At 64.1% G+C, this 20,852-nt stretch carries 19 protein-coding genes and 2 pseudogenes; 3 read left to right on the top strand and 18 right to left on the bottom strand.

Features of this window, described 5'->3' with window-relative positions:
• Positions 1 to 76: 76 nt before the first annotated feature.
• From BU28_RS25970 to BU28_RS0110490, 9 genes and pseudogenes are all read right to left on the bottom strand, one after another.
• Positions 77 to 244, bottom strand: a complete 168-nt coding sequence (locus BU28_RS25970; RefSeq protein WP_169738989.1) for a Pam3-gp28 family putative phage holin — start codon at positions 242 to 244, stop codon at positions 77 to 79.
• A 15-nt stretch (positions 245 to 259) separates the two neighbouring features.
• The gene (locus tag BU28_RS26715; RefSeq protein ID WP_332908354.1) at positions 260 to 679 is read right to left on the bottom strand and encodes a CHAP domain-containing protein; all 420 of its coding nucleotides are present in this window, start codon (positions 677 to 679) and stop codon (positions 260 to 262) included.
• 60 nt (positions 680 to 739) lie between these two features.
• Positions 740 to 1,720, bottom strand: a pseudogene (locus BU28_RS22650) (major capsid protein); the annotation flags it as partial.
• Positions 1,721 to 1,774: 54 nt separating this feature from the next.
• Entirely contained in the window at positions 1,775 to 2,155 is a 381-nt protein-coding gene (locus tag BU28_RS0110515) for a head decoration protein (RefSeq protein WP_028719447.1), read from the bottom strand.
• 41 nt (positions 2,156 to 2,196) lie between these two features.
• On the bottom strand, positions 2,197 to 3,522 hold the full coding sequence (locus BU28_RS0110510; RefSeq protein ID WP_036762620.1) for a S49 family peptidase: 1,326 nt from the start codon (positions 3,520 to 3,522) through the stop codon (positions 2,197 to 2,199).
• The gene (locus BU28_RS0110505; RefSeq protein WP_028719445.1) at positions 3,522 to 5,036 is read right to left on the bottom strand and encodes a phage portal protein; all 1,515 of its coding nucleotides are present in this window, start codon (positions 5,034 to 5,036) and stop codon (positions 3,522 to 3,524) included. Before BU28_RS0110505 ends, BU28_RS0110510 begins: the two co-directional genes overlap by 1 nt.
• Positions 5,037 to 5,039: 3 nt before the next feature.
• Entirely contained in the window at positions 5,040 to 5,255 is a 216-nt protein-coding gene (locus tag BU28_RS0110500) for a phage head-tail joining protein (RefSeq protein ID WP_028719444.1), read from the bottom strand.
• 1 nt (position 5,256) lies between these two features.
• Positions 5,257 to 7,314, bottom strand: a complete 2,058-nt coding sequence (locus BU28_RS0110495) for a phage terminase large subunit family protein (protein WP_028719443.1) — start codon at positions 7,312 to 7,314, stop codon at positions 5,257 to 5,259.
• Positions 7,262 to 7,798: a hypothetical protein gene (locus BU28_RS0110490; protein ID WP_028719442.1), complete on the bottom strand. Its 537-nt coding sequence runs from the start codon at positions 7,796 to 7,798 to the stop codon at positions 7,262 to 7,264. Before BU28_RS0110490 ends, BU28_RS0110495 begins: the two co-directional genes overlap by 53 nt.
• Positions 7,799 to 7,915: 117 nt before the next feature.
• On the opposite strand from BU28_RS0110490, the gene BU28_RS0110485 reads away from it, so the two are divergent.
• The gene (locus BU28_RS0110485) at positions 7,916 to 8,146 is read left to right on the top strand and encodes a hypothetical protein (RefSeq protein ID WP_028719441.1); all 231 of its coding nucleotides are present in this window, start codon (positions 7,916 to 7,918) and stop codon (positions 8,144 to 8,146) included.
• Positions 8,147 to 8,238: 92 nt separating this feature from the next.
• Positions 8,239 to 8,805, top strand: a complete 567-nt coding sequence (locus BU28_RS0110480; protein ID WP_028719440.1) for a DUF3489 domain-containing protein — start codon at positions 8,239 to 8,241, stop codon at positions 8,803 to 8,805.
• Positions 8,806 to 8,856: 51 nt separating this feature from the next.
• Here the strand turns inward: BU28_RS0110480 and BU28_RS0110475 are convergent, their stop codons facing one another.
• The 9 genes from BU28_RS0110475 to BU28_RS25415 all read right to left on the bottom strand — a co-directional run bounded on the left by BU28_RS0110475 (position 8,857) and on the right by BU28_RS25415 (position 20,060).
• Positions 8,857 to 9,054 carry a hypothetical protein gene (locus BU28_RS0110475; RefSeq protein ID WP_028719439.1) on the bottom strand — a complete coding sequence of 66 codons (198 nt, stop codon included), beginning with the start codon at positions 9,052 to 9,054 and terminating at the stop codon, positions 8,857 to 8,859.
• A 44-nt stretch (positions 9,055 to 9,098) separates the two neighbouring features.
• Positions 9,099 to 9,314, bottom strand: coding sequence for a DUF7220 family protein (locus tag BU28_RS0110470; protein WP_028719438.1), 216 nt, complete (start codon positions 9,312 to 9,314; stop codon positions 9,099 to 9,101).
• Entirely contained in the window at positions 9,311 to 10,687 is a 1,377-nt protein-coding gene (locus BU28_RS0110465) for a site-specific DNA-methyltransferase (protein ID WP_028719437.1), read from the bottom strand. Before BU28_RS0110465 ends, BU28_RS0110470 begins: the two co-directional genes overlap by 4 nt.
• Positions 10,684 to 11,946: a site-specific DNA-methyltransferase gene (locus BU28_RS0110460; protein ID WP_028719436.1), complete on the bottom strand. Its 1,263-nt coding sequence runs from the start codon at positions 11,944 to 11,946 to the stop codon at positions 10,684 to 10,686. Before BU28_RS0110460 ends, BU28_RS0110465 begins: the two co-directional genes overlap by 4 nt.
• 619 nt (positions 11,947 to 12,565) lie before the next feature.
• Positions 12,566 to 14,323 carry a type I restriction-modification system subunit M gene (locus BU28_RS0110455; RefSeq protein WP_028719435.1) on the bottom strand — a complete coding sequence of 586 codons (1,758 nt, stop codon included), beginning with the start codon at positions 14,321 to 14,323 and terminating at the stop codon, positions 12,566 to 12,568.
• Positions 14,320 to 15,549 (bottom strand): AAA family ATPase, encoded by a 1,230-nt coding sequence (locus BU28_RS0110450; protein ID WP_028719434.1) that lies wholly within the window; start codon positions 15,547 to 15,549, stop codon positions 14,320 to 14,322. The genes BU28_RS0110455 and BU28_RS0110450 overlap by 4 nt, the downstream gene beginning before the upstream one ends.
• Positions 15,546 to 16,850: a restriction endonuclease subunit S gene (locus BU28_RS0110445; protein WP_028719433.1), complete on the bottom strand. Its 1,305-nt coding sequence runs from the start codon at positions 16,848 to 16,850 to the stop codon at positions 15,546 to 15,548. The genes BU28_RS0110450 and BU28_RS0110445 overlap by 4 nt, the downstream gene beginning before the upstream one ends.
• Positions 16,840 to 19,647 carry a type I restriction endonuclease subunit R gene (locus BU28_RS22645; protein WP_269845831.1) on the bottom strand — a complete coding sequence of 936 codons (2,808 nt, stop codon included), beginning with the start codon at positions 19,645 to 19,647 and terminating at the stop codon, positions 16,840 to 16,842. Before BU28_RS22645 ends, BU28_RS0110445 begins: the two co-directional genes overlap by 11 nt.
• Before the next feature lie 116 nt (positions 19,648 to 19,763).
• A complete protein-coding gene (locus BU28_RS25415) occupies positions 19,764 to 20,060 on the bottom strand; it encodes a hypothetical protein (protein ID WP_143809705.1) in 297 nt (98 codons plus the stop codon).
• Positions 20,061 to 20,278: 218 nt separating this feature from the next.
• Between BU28_RS25415 and BU28_RS22640 the strand changes: the two are divergent.
• Positions 20,279 to 20,558 (top strand): annotated as a pseudogene (locus BU28_RS22640) (P-type conjugative transfer protein TrbJ); the annotation flags it as partial.
• Positions 20,559 to 20,852 lie beyond the last annotated feature (294 nt).

Genomic DNA, 20,852 nt, shown 5'->3' with positions numbered 1-20,852 from the left:
GGGCACTGGCAGAAACAAGCACGACCCGAACACAAGCATTTCGGGTTCGGATCGGCCCATTTCAGTTATCTGGTGTCTAGCGCACCCGCTTGTCGGCGACCGACCACACCACCGACCCGATGGTCAGCATGGCACCGATGACAGGTTCCACGTCGGAAGCCTGAATGTAGCCCTTGGCGACCAGCGCGGTGCCCGCGACGGTCAGAACCTGGCGGATGAGCGCCAGAATGGCAGGTTTCAGCATGGAAAGATCTCCTGATCAGGCTTCGTTGGTGGTGGTGAGGAGTTCGCCAGGCTTCATCGTCGGCAGAGGCCGGGCACGAGGCGGAACGGTGGCGGGCCAGCGGGCGCCGAGCAGACGGGATCTGGCGATGCGGGCGATGGTGATGGCGTCGGACTGGTTGCCGCCCAGCACATGGAAATGCGTGTCGTCCTGACCCACGGCGAAGCCGACATGACCGCCGGATCCGCGCGAGAAGACCAGCACCGCGCCGGGGGTGGGCGTGACCTCCTGCCCGAACAGCAGCCAGTTGCGTGCCCAGTACGGATTGCTGCCGAGCGCGCCGAGCAGCGGCTCGTCGGGCAGGGCGATGCGGATGCAGGTCTCGACGAAGTCGCCGCACCACGGGTTTCTGGACGGATCGCCGAGGCCGCGTCCATCTCGCTTCAGCCAGCCCATCAGCCAGGAGCGATCGCGGACCTCGTGACGGCCCAGCGCGGATCTGGCTTCGATGATCCACGGCCACGGCAGGATCGAGGCCTCCGTCATCAGGTCGATCCAGCGGCCCTTCTCGTCGAGATGCTGGCGCGCGTAGAGCGGCAGGCCCATGGTGTTGGCCGCCTCGAGCAGGTTGGCGGGGCCGCCATAGGTGGTGAAGGTGTCCATCGTGCCGAGCGGGAAGGCGATGCCTTCGTTCGCCGGGACCAGCCGCTCGGTCGCCTTCGTGGAGAGGGTCACGGCGCCCGCATATTCCTCGAAGACGATCCCCGCGAAGGGGAAGTTGCGGCGCATATCCTGGCGGAGCGGCTGGGCGCCGGTGGCGGCGTAGAACTTGTACGCCTCCTCGGTCTTGGGATGGGCGATCAGCTTGTCGAAGAACTCGCGGCTGACGAGTGCGTGCACGTTGGTCATGCTTTCGCCCAGCAAGTTGTCCTCGACCGCCCGCAGCACCTCGCGCACCTTGCCCTGCACATCGGTGCCGGCGGTGCCGAGGACGAAGTCCACCGAGATCTGGGTGAGCCCGAATTCGGTGAAGTAGTTGTAGAGTATGGTGCCCGCGCCGTCCTTCACGATGCCGCGGAGCGCGTTCATCTCCATGTATTCGCGGGTCTGGGCGTGCTTACGCCGCATCAGCAGCAGCTTGCGGTTCATGACCTCGACCAGCGGATCGGCGGCGTCGAAGGCTCCCAGTGCGGGCTGCCCCTGGATGTCGGCGGGCAGGATGACATCGTCATGCGGGATCCACGGCAGGGCGAAGCTGCGCATCGATCGGCCCTCGCGGGTGCCGACCGTGGCCGGGCCGCCGAGCGGCACCGAGGGCAGCAGGTTCAGGACGCCCTCATACTGCTCGATGATCACCGAGCGCTGGCTGACCCCTTCGAAGCGGAACAGGCCGAGCTGGGCGAGGCGGGTATAGGGGTTGGGCAGGATGTTGATGGCCTGCGTCATCTCGGCCAGCGAATAGCCGCCGGCGTCGAAGGGGTTGCGGACGAGGGTCATGGACGGGCTCCGGAGAGAAGGGGGTGGGCGGTGAAGGGTCGGTGACGCGAACCGTCAGACGCCGTCGCGGGCGATGATGCCGGCGCTCGCCAGCTGTCCGAGCTTGGCGGTGATCTTGGCCGCATCGTTGACCGTGGCCTCGTAAGCGAGCGCGGCGCGCGAAACGATGGCGGGGCCGCGGGCCACGACGATACCGACTGCATCCGCGAGGGTGGCGTTCACGGGATAGAGCAGGACGCCGACGGCGGTCTGCGCACCATCTGCGCCGGTCGCGGCCGAGAGGGTGTACTTGCCGTTGACGGTGATCCTGCCGAGGACCGACCCGGCTGGATAGGGCATGCCCATCAGCAGCGTCACGGTTTCGCGGGTGTAGTTCGGGTTGACCTCGTATTTGAGGACGTCGCCCATGCTGGGCGGTTCCGTCAGGACGGGCATGGTTCAGTCTCCGGAATGTTTGGGGATCGAGAGGCGTCGGATCAGCGCGAGGCGGCGGCGGCCTTCTTCGCGGCCGCAACGATCGGGCTCTCCCTGGCTGTGGCGGCCGGAGCCGTGGCGACGATCCCGGCGGCATCGCTGCGGGCGGCGAGATCGGCCAGCACCTTCGCACGCAGCGCCTCGGGCTTCAGGCCGCGCGTGACCGCATCGGCCGCGTCGATGGTCACACCCAGCCGCGCGGCCTGCGCGCAGACCTGCGCGACTTCGGCCGCCTCGGCGCGGATGGCATCGACTGAGGGCATCGCGTTCGCGCCCGGTGTCTCGGCTGCAGGGGACGCGGCCGGTGCCGGCGCGGCGGCGGGCTGTTGCAAAGCGGCCGGCGGATCATCATCGGAGTCGGTGCTCATCGGGGGGGCCTTTCCTTTCGGGGTGATGTGGCGGTGTGTGGTGGGACGGCTGTCGCAGGGCGCGGCGGCGAAAGCGCGGAAGGCGGTGACGGGATCGGCCACTTCGTCGGCAAGACCGGCAAGGACGGCCGCCTCGCCGCGGAACACGGCGGCTTCGGTGGAGAGCGCCCGCGCGGCGTCGATCCGGTCGCCACGGCCATCGGCCACGGTCCGGGCGAAGAGCACACGGAGGTTCTCAAGCTCCGCCTGCATCTGATCGCGCACGACTGCCGGCAGCGGCTGCCAGGGGTTCGCATCGACCTTGCGCGCCCCGGCATGGACCAGGGTGACGGCGATGCCCTTCTGATCCAGCGCGCTGCTCATGTCGGTATGCAGGGCGACGACGCCGATGCTGCCGACGGCACCAGTGCGCGGCAGGATGATCCGGTCCGCCTGCGAAGCCAGCGCATAGCCGGCCGAGAGCGCGTGTTCGGCGACGAAGGCGCGGACCGGCTTTTGCGTCCGCGCGGCGCGGATGCGATCGGCCAGATCGAATGCCCCCGCCACCTCGCCGCCAAAGCTGTCGACGTCGAGGGCGATGCCGCGCACGCCGGGGTCCGCCAGCGCGGCCTGCAGTTGGGCCGCGATGCCCTCGTAGGACGTCAGCCCCGAGGATTGTCCGATCCACGCGCCCCGATGCACGAGCGTGCCGGCGATCTCGATCACGGCGATGCCGTCCACCAGCGCATAGGGCTGGATGCCATTGCGCTGGCGGCGCTGGGCGAGGTCATTGCCAAACAGCGACGCGCGGGCGGGCAGGGCGGCGCCCGCCTGATCTGCAGCAGCGACCTCCAGTCCGTGCAAGGTGATCTCCCGTCCGGTAATGCGCGGCCCCAGCCCCGAGAGGAAGGCCAGAGCCTTGGCCGGCTCCACCATCAGCGGCGTGTTGAAGGCGCGCTGGGCAATCTGGACGTGATGCATCACTCGTCCTCCTCGGGATCGGGCTTGGCGTCCGCATCCTCCGGCTCATCTTCGCCCTCGCCGGTGTTCCGCGGGTCGGCACCGGCATCGCCATCCCCGTTGCTGCCTGCTGCGCCCGGCCCCTTTGCCGGGGATCCCGGACGGCAGAAGTCGAGGCCGAGCGCCAGCTCGCGTTTGCGTTCCGCGGCGATTTCCCGATCGACCTGCTCGGCGTCGAAGCCGCGTTCCGACAGCGCCTGGGTGCGGGATTTGAGCCCCGCCTCGATCTGCAGGATCTCGGCCGAGGCGTCCTTCATCGGATCGACCCAATCCCATTTGGTGGGTAGCCACGCGCAGGCCTGATAATGTTGCCGCCGGCTGTCGTAGCCGGGCAGGTCCAGCGCGCCCGACAGCACCGCCACATCCATCCAGCGTGACCAGACGGCCCGGCAGAGCTGGAAGACCATCACCGAATGCTGGAAAGCGGAGATGCGACGGCGGAAGTCGACGAGCGCGATCCGCGTGTTCGAAAAGTTGCCCTTCGCCGTGTCTCCGGTCAGATAGCCATAGGGCACGCCCAGCGCCGCGCCGATCTGCAGCAGCGTGCGGTACTGGAAGGGCTCATAGGTCGAGCCGGAATCCGGCGTGGCCGGGGTCGAGACATCCTCGCCAGGATCGAGGCGCACCACCTGGCCGGGCTCGACCTCCAGATCCTCTTCGGCGGGTTCAAGCGCGGTCTCCGGCGCCGGCGAGGTGATGAACATCGCGAACATTGCCGCGATCTTCTTCCGTTCGAGCTCGGCATCGTCATAGAGGTCCAGCGTGAACAGCTTCACGATGGCGGCGGCAAAGCGCGACACCCCGCGCAGCTGCCCGGCCTCGACCGGGTCCAGCACATGGATCACCTCCGAGGCTGGCACCCGGACGGTTTCCCCCGCAAGCCCCGGATCAGTCAGGTCGCCGGGATGACGGCGCAGGAAGTGGTAGGCGACGCGGCGGCCGATCGGATCGAACTCGATCCCCTGACGGATCATCCCGGCGCCGGGCAGGGTGCGGTTCATGTCGAGCGGCAGCATCTCCGATGGCAGCATCTGCAACTGCAGCGGCACGGTCAGGCCGTCCTCGGCCCGCCGCATGCGGATGCGGACGAACACCTCGCCCGAGAGGAACACCTCACGCGCCGCCCGGCGCTGCAAGCCATAGAAATCCGTCAGCCCTTCGGCATCGGCATCGTCGGTCCAGGCCAGCCACAGCGCCTGCAGCTGTTCCTTCAGCGCCGCGTCGGTGATGGAACTGGACGGCTTGATGCCATCGCCGACGACATTGCTGGCGAAGGATTCCACGGCATTGGAGGCATAGCCGTTGTTGCGGACCAACCAGCGCGCGCGGGCGGTGATCGTGTCGCCGGAGGCGGCGATCAGCGTGTTCACATGTGCGCGGCTGGCGCGGAAGCCGCGCATCCGCCGGTGCGACTGCGCCGCGTCAAACCCGCCAATGATGCTGCCGATGCGCTGGCGGAAAGCCTCGAACGCCATGGATCACAGGCCCTTCGAGGCGAACGTGCCCCAGCGCCGACGGCGCGGGGCTCCGGAGGTGGCAGTGGAAATCCGGGTTTCCAGATCGCTGATCGCCGTCGCCAGTTCCGCGTCCGAGCCATAGGCGATGGTCTTGCCGTCATAGCTGACCGAGCGGACGCCCGCGTAGCGCGCCTCCTGCAGCGCAGCCCGCAGGGCACGCATCCGTTCCAGATCCATCTCAGTCCCTCATGAAGCTCGGCGTGTAGGCCCGGCGTTTCCGCCGTGGCGTGGTCAGGGATCCGGCCTTCGGCTGGGCCGGTTCAGGCGTGGCAGTTTCGGTCGGCACGGCGCTTGGCATTCGCGTCTCCACCCCCGCCTGCGCCTCGAGCCGCCGCCAGGTGGCCTCGTCCCAGCGGTCGGTACCGAGGATCCATGCCGCGGCACGGGCATAGACCCGGCAGTCGAGCGCCTCGTTCCGCTCGCGCATCTTCTGCCATTCCTGATGGGCGTAGCCGCGCTTGTTGCGCAGCGTGACCAGCTGTTCGGCGACCAGCTGCTTCAGCCATTCGGTGTCGATCCACTCGGGCAGATGCACGGTGCCGGGCGCGTCGACGACGCCCAGCGCCCGGTCTTCATCCGAGGGGCGATCTAGCCGCAGGAAGCGGTAGGTCTCGGTCTTGAACGTCGCTGTTGCCACCGACCACAGCCGTGCGCCGCGCCGCAGACGTTTGCCGCCGATGGTGGCATCGACAAAGGTCGGCCCGGACACCGGCGCGGCCCGGTTGAAGCCCTCGAGCCCCTTGATCGGTGCGACCTGATCGAAGCCCTGCCTGCGCGCCCATGCGTAAACCGCCGCCGCCTCATAGCCGGTGTCGATGGCAAGCCGGGCGATGGGCATCACCGCGCCGTTGGCATGGGTCCAGGTGCGGCCGAGCAGGGCGGTCAGCTTGTCCCAGCAGGCCGGATCATCCGGGCCGCCGGGGATGACTATGTGGTCCACCAGCCAGCTTTCCAGACCCCGGCCCCAGGCCCAGACATCGACCTCGACCCGGTCCTTCTGCACGTCGGCGCCGGCGGTCAGGAACAGCCCGCTTGCGGGGATCGAGGCGCCCGCACGGGCTTCACGCCGGTCCGCCAGCCGCTGCCATTCAGGCGCATCGCCGCTTTCGACCCATGTCTCGCCCAGAAGCGTGTTGCGCGCCGCGCGCAGCATCTCCTCGGAGCCCTGCGCCGCGAGCCAGTCCCGCGCGATGTCGGCCCAGCTCTTCCAGCCCAGCGGCGAATAGAGCGCTGAGAGGTGGAAGCCGATGGCATTGGGATCACCCCCGACCGCCGTCGCCCGCCATTCGCCGCGAGCCAGCATGTCCATCTTGTGGTGCTCGGCGATGGGCCGCTCACAACCCTCGCAATGGTAGATGGCAGTTTCGGGTTTCCCCTTCGCCCAGCGCAGGCGCTCGAACTGCAGCCATTGCATCGCCCCGCAATGGGGGCAGGGCACGAAGTAACGCCGCTGGTCACTGGCTTCGAACTCGCGCTCAATGCGGCTGAGCCCCCGGATCGTCGGGGTCGAGACCATGAACACCTTGCGCCGATGCGCGAAGGTGGTGGTCCGCGCCTCGGCCAGCGTGACCGGATCGCCTTCCTCGTCGGCGGACGCCGGATAGGCGTCGACCTCGTCGAGGAACACATAACGCGCGGGCATCGAGCGCAGGCCGGTGGCCGAGTTGGCGCCGGTCAGCACCAGGATGCCGCCGGGGAATTCCTTCGACAGCATCGAATTGCCCGCGTCGCGCGACCGGGCCGGGTTCACCCGCTCCCGCAGCGCCGGGCTGTCGGCGATCAGCGGATCGAGCCTTCCGCGCGAGGAGCGCTTCGCCATCTCCACCGTCGGCAGCACCGCCAGCATCGGCCCCGGCGCGTGGTGGATGACGAAGCCGATCCAGTTGTTGCCGGCCTCGGTCGCACCCACCTGCGCGGCCTTCATGAAGCTGATGCGCTGCGCCGGGTGGCTGGGCGACAGCGCATCCATGATGCCGCGCAGATAGGGGGTACGGGCGGTGCGGTACCGCCCAGGCTCGGCCGAGGCGCGCGAGCTGAGCCAGCGGTGCTGGTCCGCCCATTCCGATACCGTCAGGTTCGGGTCAGGCCGCATGCCCCGGCGCCAGGCGCGCAGGATGTCCTCGGCGCCGTCGAAGCCGAGGTCGAGGCCTTCGGTCAGATCCCTGTCCGTCAGGTCGTCATCATTACCCGAGGGACACCCGGAGATCGGCGAGGGCGTCGAGCTGTTCGCGGACATGGGCTTCGAGCACCCTCTGCATGATCGCGGTCGCGATCGTCACCGATGCCCCGGTCTGCCCCTCCACTTCCGCCATGATCTGCGCCGCCATCAACGCCGCCACCCGTCCGGGCCAGGTCACCCAGACATCCCGTTCCTGCCGCGCCAGCCGGAACACCAGCGTCTCGGCCTGGGCACGGTCGACGAGCGTGCCCTTCTTCTTCTGGATCGCCAGCTGGCGCTCCTGGGCCTGATAGACCGTCAGCGCCGTTCGTGCCTTCAGATAGGACGAGCTGTCCGCCGGCCCCGAGAACCCGGCATCGCCGCCGGTGCTGCGCCGCTGCTGATCGGGATCGGTCATCTCGGCCCGGCGCGCATCGGAGGCTGCGGCGTTGATCGACCCGTCGCCGTGGACCACCAGCCGTCCGGTCTTGCGCGCCTTCTGGATCGCTCCGCGCGACAGCCCGGAATGGACCGAGTACTCCCGCTCGCTCATCCCTTCCATGGTCGTGTCCGTTCCGATCAAAGCAATGACATTGCTTGCTATTCAGTTGATTACGCTCGCGCGCAGAGCGAGTCTGATCCGGACGGAACGACGCAACTCACCAAGCAAGGGCCTGCCATGACCACCCGTCGTGCCACCGCTTCCAACGACAGCGCCTTGGCCGCGTTCCTCGCCGCCAAGGCCGACATCGACAGCATGCTGGAGCGCCTGACCGTGTTCAGCGACGACCATTTCGGGACCCAGCCCGACGAGATCACCTGGGGCGATGTCGGGACGCTGCAGCACTACGCGGGCCTGCTGCGTCAGATCACCGACCGCGCCTTCAGGGAAGGCGAACACGCCGCCTGACGGGGCGTCCCGCCTGCCCAGTGCCCCGCCATCGCGGGGCGTGAATCCGTAGAAGGCTGCGCAGCCTGCGCGCCGGATCAACGGAGCCAACGATGTCCAGTCTCACCGAAACCCAGAGCCTGATCCTGACCGCCGGGGCCCGGCGCCCGGGCAATCTCGCCCTGCCGCTGCCCGGAAGGCTGGCCGGTGCGGCCGCAAAGATGGCGGTCGGCAGGATGATTGAGCGCGGCTGGCTCGAGGAGCTCGAGGCCGACCGGCGCCGGGGCGAGCCGCTCTGGCGCGAGACCGGCGACGGCCACGGCACCACGCTGGTGGTCACCGTGGCAGGTCTTATGGCCATCGGGATCGAGCCGGTGGTGGCCCATGCCGTCGCCAGTGCGCGGAATGCGAAGCCGGCGCCGGAACCACAGCAGGCGACCGAGGCAGCTGACACCGCGAAACCTGTCGCTATTCGCGCGGGCACGAAGCAGGCGCAGATCATCGCCATGCTCCAGCGCCCCGAAGGCGCCACCGTCGCCGAGATGGTCACGGCAACGGGATGGTTGGCTCACTCGGTTCGAGGGTTGATCTCGGGTGCGCTGAAAAAGAAACTGGGCCTGCCCATCACCGCCGAGAAGGTCGAGGGCAGGGGGACGGTCTACAAGCTGGCTATCGCTTGAGCCTTCCCTGACTGCCGAACTGCGCCGCAGCCCCGACCGGGCGCCGCTCGTTCATTGCCACGACAGAAGATCGCGGGCCGCCGCCTGCAGGATGTCCTGCGCCATGCGCGGTTCACAGGTGTAGATCCCGCCCGGTTCCGGATCGCCGACATTGTCTTCGAACCACGCCCGTCCTTCGTCCGAGATCGGACGCAGGACGACGATGGTCCCGTGATCGTTGATCTCGATATGTTGCCAGCCGTCGGACACGGGCCAAGGCTACCAACCGTGGGCCTGACACGCCAGCGGTCCGGTCAGACCCGTCGCCAGCGTTCGAACAGCCTGCGCAGAACATACCCGCGGACCAGCGAGACGCCGGTGAAGGCAAGACCGATGGCCAGCTGATCGCCCAGAGCGATGTGGAGGTCGAATACCGGGAACACCAAGATCTGCATCCCGACCGCCAGCGCATAGCCGACGATCACGTTGGTCGCGGCCTCGACCAGAGACATCCGGCGCGACTGGGTCATGCCGGTTTCCGCCTGCGGCGCGGCTGGGTCTCGGCCGCATCCTGATGGCCGACGCGACCGGCTGTCCGCCCCGTTGCCAGTTCCCACCGCCGTACGGCGACATCACAATAGACCGGGTCCAGTTCCATGGCGAAGCAACCTCGCCCGGTGCGTTCGGCCGCAATGATCTGCGTGCCTGAGCCGCAGAAGGGTTCGAACACCAGGTCGCCGGGGTCTGAGAACGCCGTCAGCACCGCCTCGACCAGCGCCACCGGAAAGACGGCCGGGTGCGATCCGGCCGCGCCGAGCCCGCCCTTGTGGCGCATGATGCGGAAGACGGAGTCAGGAATGCGGTGGCTCTGGATCGCGTTGCCGCTGCCGGTCTTGGCCTGCACCGTGCCGTCAGCACCGCGCAACCCGCCGCCGCCAAGCGTCTCGCCGGCGTGCTTGCTTTCGACCGTTTTGTTCGGCTTCCGCGGCTGGCGGTTGAAATGGAAGATGAACTCGTGCGAGGGCGCAAGGCGCCCTTGCCAGTCGCCGGGAAGGCCCGGCCCCTGGTCCCACACATACCAGCCGAAGCGCCGCCAGCCGGATTTGCGCATCCAGTCCACCCAGCCTTCCCAATACGGGATCCATTCGCTGTTGCGATGGACGAGGCCGAGGTTCACCAGCAGCTGGGCTGCCTCGCTGACCGGTGCCGCGGCGAAGACGCCCTGCATCAGCGCCTCCCAGTCGCCGACCTTCTCCTTCGCCGCGCCATAGTGGCGCTGCTGGGCATAGGGCGGGGAGGTGAACATGAGCGAAGCCTTCGCGCCCTCCATCAGCCGCGCCACTGCGTTCGGATCGGTGGCATCGCCGCAGATCAGTCGGTGATTGCCCAGCGCCCAGATGTCGCCGAGCCGGGTGATCGGCTCGGCTGGAGCTTCGGGGATGGTGTCGGCCGCGTCGTCGTCGATGGGCGCGCGGTCGTTGTCGGCGTCCTGCAGCAGGGCGTCCAGTTCGTCCTCGGGGATACCGATCAACCCGAGGTCGAAATCCTCCGCCAACAGCCCGCGCAGTTCCTCGAGCAGCAGCGCCTCGTCCCACCCGCCCAGATCGGTGAGCTTGTTGTCGGCGATGCGGTACGCCCGGCGCTGCGCGTCGGTCAGATGGTCGAGTACGATCACCGGCGCCTCGGCCAAGCCAAGGTACGCGGCGGCGAAGACGCGGCCATGGCCGGCGATCAACTCGCCGTCGGCGGCTACGAGGCAGGGAACGGTCCAGCCGAACTCGGCCATGCTGGCCGCGATCTTCGCCACCTGGTCGGCGTCGTGGGTCTTGGCATTGCGGGCATAGGGTTTGAGGCGGGCGAGCGGCCAGTGTTCGATCCGGCCGGGCAGGAGGGGCGCGTTCATGCCGCGAGCCGCCTAGCCTTGAGGGTGGCGAAGCTCTCGCCAGTCTCGGCCAGCATCGCGTCCTCGCCGGTGAAAGACTGCCAGCGCTCGACCGCCACGTCGACATAGGCGGCGTTCAGCTCCACGCCGAAACAGACGCGGCCGGTGGTTTCCGCCGCGATCAGCGTGGTGCCGGATCCCATGAACGGTTCGAACACCGCCTGTCCGGGGCTGGAATTGTTCAGGATCGGGCGGCGCATGCATTCCACCGGCTTCTGGGTGCCATGCACGGTGTCGGCATCCTGATCGCGGTTGGCGATGGCCCAGAGCGTCGTTTGCTTCCGATCTCCTGCCCAATGCCCCTTGCCCTTGGCCCGCACCGCATACCAGCAGGGTTCGTGCTGCCAGTGATAGTCGCCGCGGCTCAGCACCAGCCGGTCCTTGGCCCAGATGATCTGCGACCGGATGGCAAAGCCAGCGGCGGTGAGGCTTTCGGCCACGGTCGCCGCGTGCAGCGCGCCATGCCAGACATAGGCGACATCGCCAGGGAACAGCGCCCATGCCTCGCGCCAATCCGCCCGGTCGTCGTTCAGCACCTTGCCGGTGCGCTTCGTCTTGGCGGCACCCGCCTGGTTGCGCCAGGAGGGATCGTACTCCACGCCATAGGGCGGATCGGTCACCATCAGCAGCGGCTTCACCTCGCCGAGCAGCCGCCGGACCACATCGGCCGAGGTGCTGTCGCCGCAGATCAGCCGATGCGCGCCCAGCTGCCAGAGATCGCCCGGCACGGAGACCGGCGTGACCGGTGGTTCGGGAATGTCGTCCTCGCCTTCGACCGGGCCGTCGCCGCCCAGCGCCTCGGGATCACGCAGGAGCGCATCCAGATCCTCGTCGGTGATCCCCAGCAGCGTCAGGTCGAAGTCTTCCGCCAGCAGCCCCGCGACCTCCTCGCGCAGCATCGCCTCGTCCCAGTCGCCCAACTCCGTCAGCTTGTTGTCGGCGATGCGGTAGGCGCGGCGCTCGGCCTCGTCGAGATGACCAAGCCGGATCACCGGCACGTCCTTTAACCCGAGCAGGGTGGCGGCCAGCACCCGGCCATGGCCGGCGATCAGCTCGCCATCGTCGGCCACCATGCAGGGCACGGTCCAGCCGAACTTCGCCATGCTGGCGGCGATCTTCGCCACCTGGTCGGTGCCGTGGATCTTGGCATTGCGGGCATAGGGCCGCAGCCGATCGAGCGGCCAGGTCTCGATCTGGCTCGGCGTGAACACCAGGTCCATGGGGCGGGTCTCGGCTGTGGGGCAGGGCGGGCAGGGCGATGCGAGCCGACAGGACGGCAAGCGGCAGGATCGGCATCCGCGATGTCGGGAAAACGAAAGCGCCCGCGAGGGGTTTCCTCCGGGCGCAATTCTTCGATGGTCAAGGGGTAGGTCAACGGGGGCAGGTCTGTCAATCGGAAAACTGCTGTGGATTCAACGACCTTCCGGCGCAGTGGCTTCCGCGGAGTGGATTCCGGTCAAGATGGCTTCCTTGCTGGCTCAGGTGGATTCCGCAAAAGAATCCAGCACGGCGAGATCGCGATTCGGTAAGCCTTTGATGATGAATCGCTTTTCCCACGATCACGCGGCAGGTGGATTCCGGGTGGATTCCCCGGTGAGGAAGCCAGTCGCTAGCAAACCGTCGCGCTGCGCCCCCCCGCATACGTTCGGGCCGGGGAGGAACCAAGAGTGGGGGAGGGAATCAGCCAAGCCGAAAGGCAAGTAGATGGCGCATCAAATCGAAATCGCTCCGGTCAGACAGCAGGTCTGGTTGGTCAGCCTCCGTATTAATTTTGCACGTGATCCATCATCAACTGTGCTCCTGACGTTCGGGTAGCGCAAAAAGTCAGAGTGGTATGTTTCATTCCGCCCCCGGAAGAACTGGAAGTCCCAATTCTCTCAGAAACGAGTTGTGATTCGACGTTGCTTCCCGGATCTGGTCTTCGATCGCGACCAATTCCCGCTGCGTTGCATCCAGGTCTATTTCAGCCTCAGCCACAGCGGTGCTGATGTATCGGGAGATGTTGAGGTTGAAGCCCTCCTCGGCGATGCGCTCCATGCTCACGCGCTTGGAGTAGCGGTCCTCTTCCTTGCGGAACTGGTACGTCTCGATGATCTTTTGAATGTCATTCGGCTTGCCATCTAACCCTTCGCGCAGGCGGTTCTGCCGCTTGCCTTTTTCATAGTGCTCGGCCGCGTTGATGAAGAGCACATCATCCGGCTTCTTGCACTTCTTCAGAACGAGGATGCAGACCGGGATGCCAGTCGAATAGAAAAGGTTCGCGGGCAGGCCGATGACCGTGTCGATGTGACCGTCCTTCAGCAGCTTTGTGCGGATGCGCTCCTCTGCCCCACCTCGGAACAGCACGCCGTGCGGCAGGATGATGGCCATCACGCCCTCATCCTTCAAATAGTGGAAACCGTGCAGGAGGAAGGCGAAGTCTGCGGCGGACTTGGGCGCCAGCCCATGGTTCTTGAACCGCACATCGTCGCCCATCACTTCGGTCGGCTCCCAACGGAGGCTGAAGGGCGGATTGGCCACGATGGCATCAAACGAGGGTTTCTTCGCAGGGTTTAGCTCTCGCAGGATGTCCCAGTCATTGTTCAGCGTGTCGCCATGGTAGATTTCGAATTCCGTGTCTTTCACGCCGTGCAGCAGCATGTTCATGCGAGCGAGGTTATAGGTGGTGATGTTCTTTTCTTGCCCGTAGATTTTTCCGATGCCATGCGGTCCCATGCGCTTCCGGACATTCAGCAACAGCGAGCCGGAGCCGCACGCGAAATCGAGCACACTGGCGAGGCGCTCTTTCTTTCCGGTTGCGGGTTCCTGGCTGTCCAGCGTCACGATCGCGGAAAGGATGTCAGACACCTGCTGTGGAGTATAGAACTCACCTGCCTTCTTTCCGGAACCGGCGGCAAACTGGCCGATCAGATATTCGTAAGCATCGCCCAGCGCATCAACATCAGATGAAAAATCGGCGAGCCCATTGGCGATCTCGGTGATGATGGTGCAGAGTTTAGCGTTGCGATCAGTGTAGGTCCGGCCGAGCTTTTCAGAGCCAAGATTGATTTCGGAGAAAAGCCCACCGAACGTGCTCTGGAAGGACTCGTTCTCGATATACTTGAAGCCTGCTTGCAGGGTATTCAGCAGATCGTCACTCTGGGTGCGCGCCATGTGGGCGATGCTGGTCCAGAGGTGTTCCGGCTTGATGACGTAATGTGCCTTGCGCCGCATCTGCTTTTCAAACTCGGCAGCATCGTCGGGATTGCGGCTATACCATAGCTGCAGCGGTGTCGTGATCTCAGGCGGTCCTGCATCCCGAGGCTCAAAGCTGATGTCGTCGATACTGCGAGCCTTCTCCCAAGCTTTTGACACCCTCTGCGCAGCTTCGGCCTTTCGGGCTGCAAACCGGGCTCGCTCAGCGGCAACGTCTGCGTCGCTTGGGTAATCATTACCCAGTTCCCGCTTCGCCGCCGACTCGTAGTTGTCCGACAGGTAGCGCAGAAATAGGAAGGACAGCATGTAATCGCGGAAATCGTCCGCGTTCATCGCCCCGCGCAGCGTGTCGGCGATGTTCCAGAGCGTCTTGCCCAGTTGCTTTTGGATTTGGTCGTTCATTGTGCTGGTGCTTCCAGGGGGACGGGCGCAGGCGCCGGGGCGTGATGCGGGGCCGGAGCGGCGCCCGGCAGGTGAAACTCGAACCGCGTGACGAACTCCCGCAGAATACGGCGAAACAGTTCTTTGTTGTCCTCGCCCATCTCCGTGGGTTCATGGATGGCATAGGCCCCGTGGCTTAAAAGGTTCAGGGCACGATTGAACAGCGCCCTGTCTACGTCTGTGTCGAGAGCCTTCAGGCAAAAGGCAATGCTCGGATGACCGAAGAACGATGCCGTCTTCTCCATGACGCTGCGCAGGGCATTGAAGTGGAAGGTGTAGAGCTTGCCCTTCTTAGGATCAGCCGCGCGCTGCAATTCGGCGAGCGTCGCAACATGGTGAAAGAAGGGCGTGTCTTCCGTCGCCTGAAGCGTGTAGGTCCCGTCCCCACTTGGCCGGTGCAAAAAATAGCGCCGATGGTCGACCGAAGGGGCGTCATCAATCTTCCGGCCGACTTCGTTGCACATGACGTTGAAGAACAGCGCATGGTGCGAAGAGAAGATCACCTTGATCGGGGCAGGCTTGCCCTCGGCGTCTTTCCGTGTAGCCGCCCGGCGGAGGAGCTTGGAAAGGTCACAGGCCACGGAAATCGCGTTGTTGTCGTCCAGTGACGAGATCGGGTCGTCGATATAGAGGTACTTCTTCCCCTGATAGGATTCATGCCCATCCAGCATCCGTTCGCAGATGGCCATGAAGATGCACCAGATGAAGATGTTCTGTTCGCCCCGCGACACCTTGATGTTGGCCTCGCCGCCCTTGCGGAAGCTGACGAAATCCGGCTTGGAAATGGTATCCTTGCCCTGCTGAACTTCCTTGTAGGTGAAGTCGAACTCGAAGTCGGCGTAGCGCGAAAGGTAGCGTGCGATGGTCTCGTCCAGCGCGAGTTCCGTCATCGCATTGAAGAATGATGACTTTTCGCTCAGTTGAAGACGACGCACGCTGTCGCCTTCGAGGTCGTTTTCCCAGACGAAGAGATCCTCGGTGAAAGCATTGAAATAGAGCGTGTCGGGCGTTCCGGTTGGGTTCTTCTTGTTCTTGCGCTTGCCTGCGTCCTTGAACTCCATCGACAGCCGGGTCTTCCCGGTGCGGTTATAGGCATAGATCAGGACCAGCGAGAGCGGCTTCGTCGGGTTGTTCAGATCGTCACGAAGCCGGCCCACCAGAGTTTTCAGGTTCTTGTAGGTGCTCATGCGTCACCCTCCGCGACCTGGGGGAAAAGCTGCTGCATCAGGCCCTTCTTGTGGGTCTTGAGCGTGTCGAGCTTTTGGACTTCAGCAGAGATGAGGTAATCGAGGGATGTGAGGCAGTCGGCGATGCGCTGCTGCTCGGGAGGTTGAGGAATCCGCAGCAGAAGGGCCTTCAATTCGTCGGAATCGATCTTTCCTGTCCCATGGCCAGCTATGTTGACCAAAGCCAGAAGGCGGTCCTTATTGCTGAGCAGCATCCAAGCCAAGAATAGGCTATTTACGCCAGCTTTGGGTCGAAGTCCTTTCACATCTTGGTTGAAACTCATCTCACGGCTCAGGATGCAGATCGGAACATCCTTGAGCAAAGTCATTCCACGGGTCAGAAGCAACAGAGTTCCTTTCGGAACCAATCGCGCGCCGTTCGAAACGGCGTCATCGGAAATATGTTCTTCGCTGTCTTCCAAGAAGAGGCGCTTCATGTCTTTCGCGGAAACCCAAGGGATTGAACCACCCCAGAACTCCGCGTTAGCCTTTGAAGGAGTGGCTCCCGCCTGAATGGTCGCAAGCTTATCGAGACTTTTCTCTGCCCACTCCTCCGCCCCCTCGAACTCGGGGAAGCGGAGGCGCGGTTGGATTTCGCCATCCTGGGGAAAAAGCTGCTGCATCAGACCCTTCTTGTGGGCCTTCAGCGCCTCCACCTTCCGCGCCTGCGCCTCGATCAGCGCGTCCACCGAGTTCAGACATTCGGCGATCTTTTGCTGTTCGGCTTCGTCTGGCCGCCATGCATTCGTCGACAAGAACTGAGTGACGGAAATATTGAACCGGCCCGCTCGGGCGCCCTCGTTGACCAGCCCTCCCAGCGCTGGATCATGACTTCCCGACTCAAAATGCCAGTCCCAGAAGGCTGGATTCTCACTCGGCTGAAAGCGGAAGCACTTGTAGATGGGTGAGACGATCCCATCCGAATAGTTGGAAAGCCGTTTGATCGTTCCGAAACTTGACGCCTTCGTTGTTCGGTCGTTGTAGACAAAGTCGTCTTTGCGAATCCTCAGATAACGATCAGTGCTGTCACCAGCGATCTTCTTGCCAAAGTAGTCGCTTTGCAACACAAGCCCGTGCTCCCCCGAAAGGCTCAGAACGTTGTCTGCATCTCCGGTTGTCGCCCTATCAGTTACTGGCCGGGCCAGCTTCTGCAGCGAGGTTTCCTTCCAACCATCCGCAGCCTGAAACTCAGGAAAGCGCAGCTTCGGCACCAATGCAGCTTCACCGCCCCCTACGGTCGTGGCATTCCCCTTACTGCTCATAAGCGCTCAGCCCCGAAATCTCACGCCCAGCGGCGCGCTTCAGCAGCAGCGGCATCAGGTCGGCCATCAGGTCTAGTTCCTTCACCCGCCGTGCCTTCCAGTTCAGGCCGAGGGGTTCCATCAAATCGGTCAGCGCCTCGCCGTCAAAGATCATGCGTTGCAGGATGGTGTCGACAAAGCCTTGCAGCGCTTCGGTGGCCAGCCCGTGCTTGCCCGCGATGCCCGCCAGTTCCAGCGCGTTCTTTTCCGCCTTGAAGCGGCTGTAGCCCTCGCGGATGGCCTTTTCGGTGAGGCCCTCGCCCGCCTTGAGGGTGTTGATATAGGCCGCAATATCCTCGCGCTCGTCCATGAACTTGGCATCAGACTGGATCAGGCCGATCAGCTGGTCGCGGCTCATCTTCTGCTTGCCGGGCGTCGCCTCGGAATAACGGGCAATCAAGCCCATGATGTAGTCATAATCGATGACGGCCGAGGCGAAGAGGACGAACTCGAAGTCCAGTTGGTCGGCATCCTGGCTCGGCTTGTCCGCGCCCTTGCCCTGCTGGGCTCGGAGGCGCTGGGCGGTTTCCAGATAGGCGCCGCGGAAACCCAGAAGGTTGTCGCGCGGCAGGACCTGTTCGATGGTATTGCGGTGTTCGTCGGTCAGGTCGGTGTACTGGTCAAGCTGGGTCTTGAGCCGCTGAACCTCTTTGAAGTGTTCAATGAACGCCGCACGGGCCGCGTCGCCCTTGAGGTTGGGAACCGCTTCCGGGGCGCAGTCGAGGCCCTGCGATTTCATGAAAGTATCGAGCTTCTGGACCGCAGTCTCCAGTTTCTGGATGACCACGGGGGCCTTGTCGACCAGCCAGATTTCACGGGCCTTTTCGGCGGCTGCCTCGCCTGAGAAGAGCGCAATGGCGGCATCTACCGCGCCTTGCTGCTGGCGGAAGTCGAGAATGTTGCCATAGGGCTTGGTGGCGTTCAGCACCCGGTTCGTGCGCGAGAAGGCTTGGATCAGCCCGTGATGCTTGAGGTTCTTGTCGACGTAGAGGGTGTTCAGGAACTTTGAGTCAAAGCCGGTCAGCAGCATGTCAACGACAATAGTGATGTCGATCTTATGGTGCGCTAAATTGGGATAGGCTTGACGCAGATCGGATTCGGGCCACTGCTGGTCTTTAATACGCTTCTGCACGTCCTGATAATACAGGTCGAACTCGCCGATCTTGTGGTTAGTGCCGTAGTGGGCGTTGTAGTCCACGAGGATGGCTTTCAGGGCCTCCTTCTTCTTTTCCGGCTCGACCGCGTTGTCTTCCTTTTCCTGCGGCAGGTCTTCCTGAATCTGCTTCACGTCAGGATCGCCCTCGGCGGGCGGGGAGAAGACACAGGCGATGTTCAGCGGCTGGAAGCCGGGGTCCGCCGCCAGCTTTTCGGCCTGAATCGTCTTGAAGAGGGTGTGATACTCGATGGCGTCATTGATCGACGAGGTGGCGAGGAGGGCGTTGAACCGGCGCTGACCGGTGGCCGCGTTGTGTTTCGCAAGGATTGCATCGATGACTGCCCGCTTGGCCAGCGGTTCGCCCGGCTTGGGCAGTGTTTTGCCCTGCGACTTGAAGTAATCGACGTGGAACCGAAGTACGTTGCCGTCCTCGATGGCGTGAGTGATGGTGTAGGTGTGAAGGCGCTGCTGGAAGAGGTCTTCCGTCGTCTTCATGCTGGCCTGTGTATCTTCGATCTTCTGCTGGGCGGCGTTCTGATCGAAGATGGGCGTTCCGGTGAAACCGAAGAGCTGGGCGCGCGGGAAGAACTCCTTGATGGCCTTATGGTTCTCGCCGAACTGCGACCGGTGGCATTCGTCGAAGATAAAGGCGATGCGCTTGTCGCGCAGGGGTTCCAGCTGTTCCTTGAAGCTCTTCTTGCCGTCTTTCTTCTGCTGTTTGTTGCGCTTGCTGTTTTCGTCCAGCGCGAGGCCGAGTTTCTGAATCGTGCAGACGATGACCTTGTCGGCGTAGTCGTTCGAAAGTAGGCGCCGAACGAGGGAGGCAGTGTTGGTATTCTCCTCGACGCAGCCTTCCTGGAACTTGTTGAACTCCTCGCGCGTCTGTCGATCGAGGTCCTTGCGGTCCACGACGAAGAGGCACTTCTCGATGTCAGGATTGTCCTTCAGCAGCGTTGACGCTTTAAAGGAGGTCAGCGTCTTGCCGCTGCCAGTCGTGTGCCAAACGTAGCCGTTGCCGCAGTCCTGGGCGATGGAATCGACAATCGCCTTCACCGCGTAGACCTGATACGGCCGCATCATCAGCAGCTTCTGCTCGCTTGCGACCAGAACCATGTACCGGCTGATCGTCTGGCCGAGGGTGCACTTGACGAGGAAAGTTTCAGCGAAGCTGTCTAGGTGGACGATCTTCTTGTTGTCTACATCCGCAAACTCATAGACCGGCAGAAAGCGCTCTTCGGCATTGAAGGCGAAATGGCGCGCATTGTTGTTCGCGAAATAGAAGGTCCGATCGCGGTTGCTGACGATGAATAGCTGAAGGAAGCACAGGATGGTCTTGGTGTAGCCGTTACCCGGGGCGTTCTTGTAATCGACGACCTGCTCCATGGCACGACGCGGGCTTATGCCGAGGGTTTTCAGTTCGATCTGAACGACCGGCACCCCATTGATCAGGAGAATGACGTCATAGCGGTGGTGACTGTTGTCCGTGTTGATGCGGAGCTGGTTGATTACCTCGAAGGAGTTCTTGCACCAGTCCTTGATGTTGACGAGCGTGTAGTTCAGCGGCGTGCCGTCATCGCGGGTGAAACTGTTCCGCTCGCGCAGGGTTCGTGCCGCCGTAAAAACGTCCGGCGTGACGATTTCATCAATCAGCCGCTGAAACTCGCCATCGGTGAGCGTGACGGTCGATCAGCTGCATCAGAGCCCGGTTCACCTCCGTCTCACCCGGTGGCTCGTGGTAGAACGACGAGCGCGAGATCGACAGAAGACGGCACTGCGCCCCGATCGACAGCGCAGGATGGTCCCGCTCGATCATCCCGCGCCTCACTTGCCGGTCCACGGCTTGAGCTTTCGTGACAAAAATCGTTGGCGAAAGCCAGTTCTCCGATCTTGGCATGCAGTGACCGGACCGTCTCCTCATCCACCTCCGCAACAGGCTTTCTGCCGCCGCGCTCGAAGATATCCGCAGCTCCGTCGAGCAGCGCGCTCGCCATTGTCCTCGGACCAATGGCGGACATGGCTCGCTCCATTGATGGATCATCGTTGGATGCACGCCGTATTCGGCCGCCAGTTCCGACACAGTGCGCTCGCCCTTCACCGCCTCGAACGCCACGCGCCTTGAAGCCCGCGTCATGGTTTCTGCGTTTCCGCATTCCTGATCTCCTCGTTCTTGGAGACCAGCAAACGTCAGATCGTAGCTTCCGTCACTGTCCGATTTCCGGGGAGCAGCTCAGACATCGACAGCAACCGCGCCGAGAAGGCCTTGCTTGACGGCCAGAGCCAGCGCGCGACCGGCTCGCTGCAAGTCACGCAGGCCGGCAATCAACTGTTGGCGTTCCAGTCGCAGCAGCTTTCCGACCTGATCGCCGTCATCTCGGCGACCGGCCCCGCCAATGCGCTGACAGAAGCGGAGCGCGACCGCCGCCGAGCAGGGCCGCATCCAGCGCGACCGGTTTCTGACGCCGCGCAGCGCATGCGAACCCGGACATGCGCAGATGTTCAACGGCAACGACTGACCGGGACGCTTGCCATGGACGGCAAGATGCTGGGCCACCACGATGCGGCCATGCCCAAGTTCGGCGAGTTGCCGGTGCAGGCCGTAGCCGCAAGGATCTGCTTCATAGCAAGAATGTAGCCGCTCCCCGCTGACCGCCAGCTTCTCCACGAGCTTGCGAACCTGATCGGGACGGTGCGGCACTGTCCCCGGTGGCGAACCTCGCCACCGCGTTTGCCCTGCGCAACCGCAACTGAAATCGTCGCCTTGTCGACATCCAGGCCGGTGAACATGTTATCCTGAGTTCGGTCTCCCC

Source organism: Paracoccus yeei ATCC BAA-599, from assembly GCF_000622145.1.
Classification (GTDB): Bacteria; Pseudomonadota; Alphaproteobacteria; order Rhodobacterales; family Rhodobacteraceae; genus Paracoccus; species Paracoccus yeei.
This window is presented reverse-complemented; position numbering and strand designations above follow the sequence as displayed.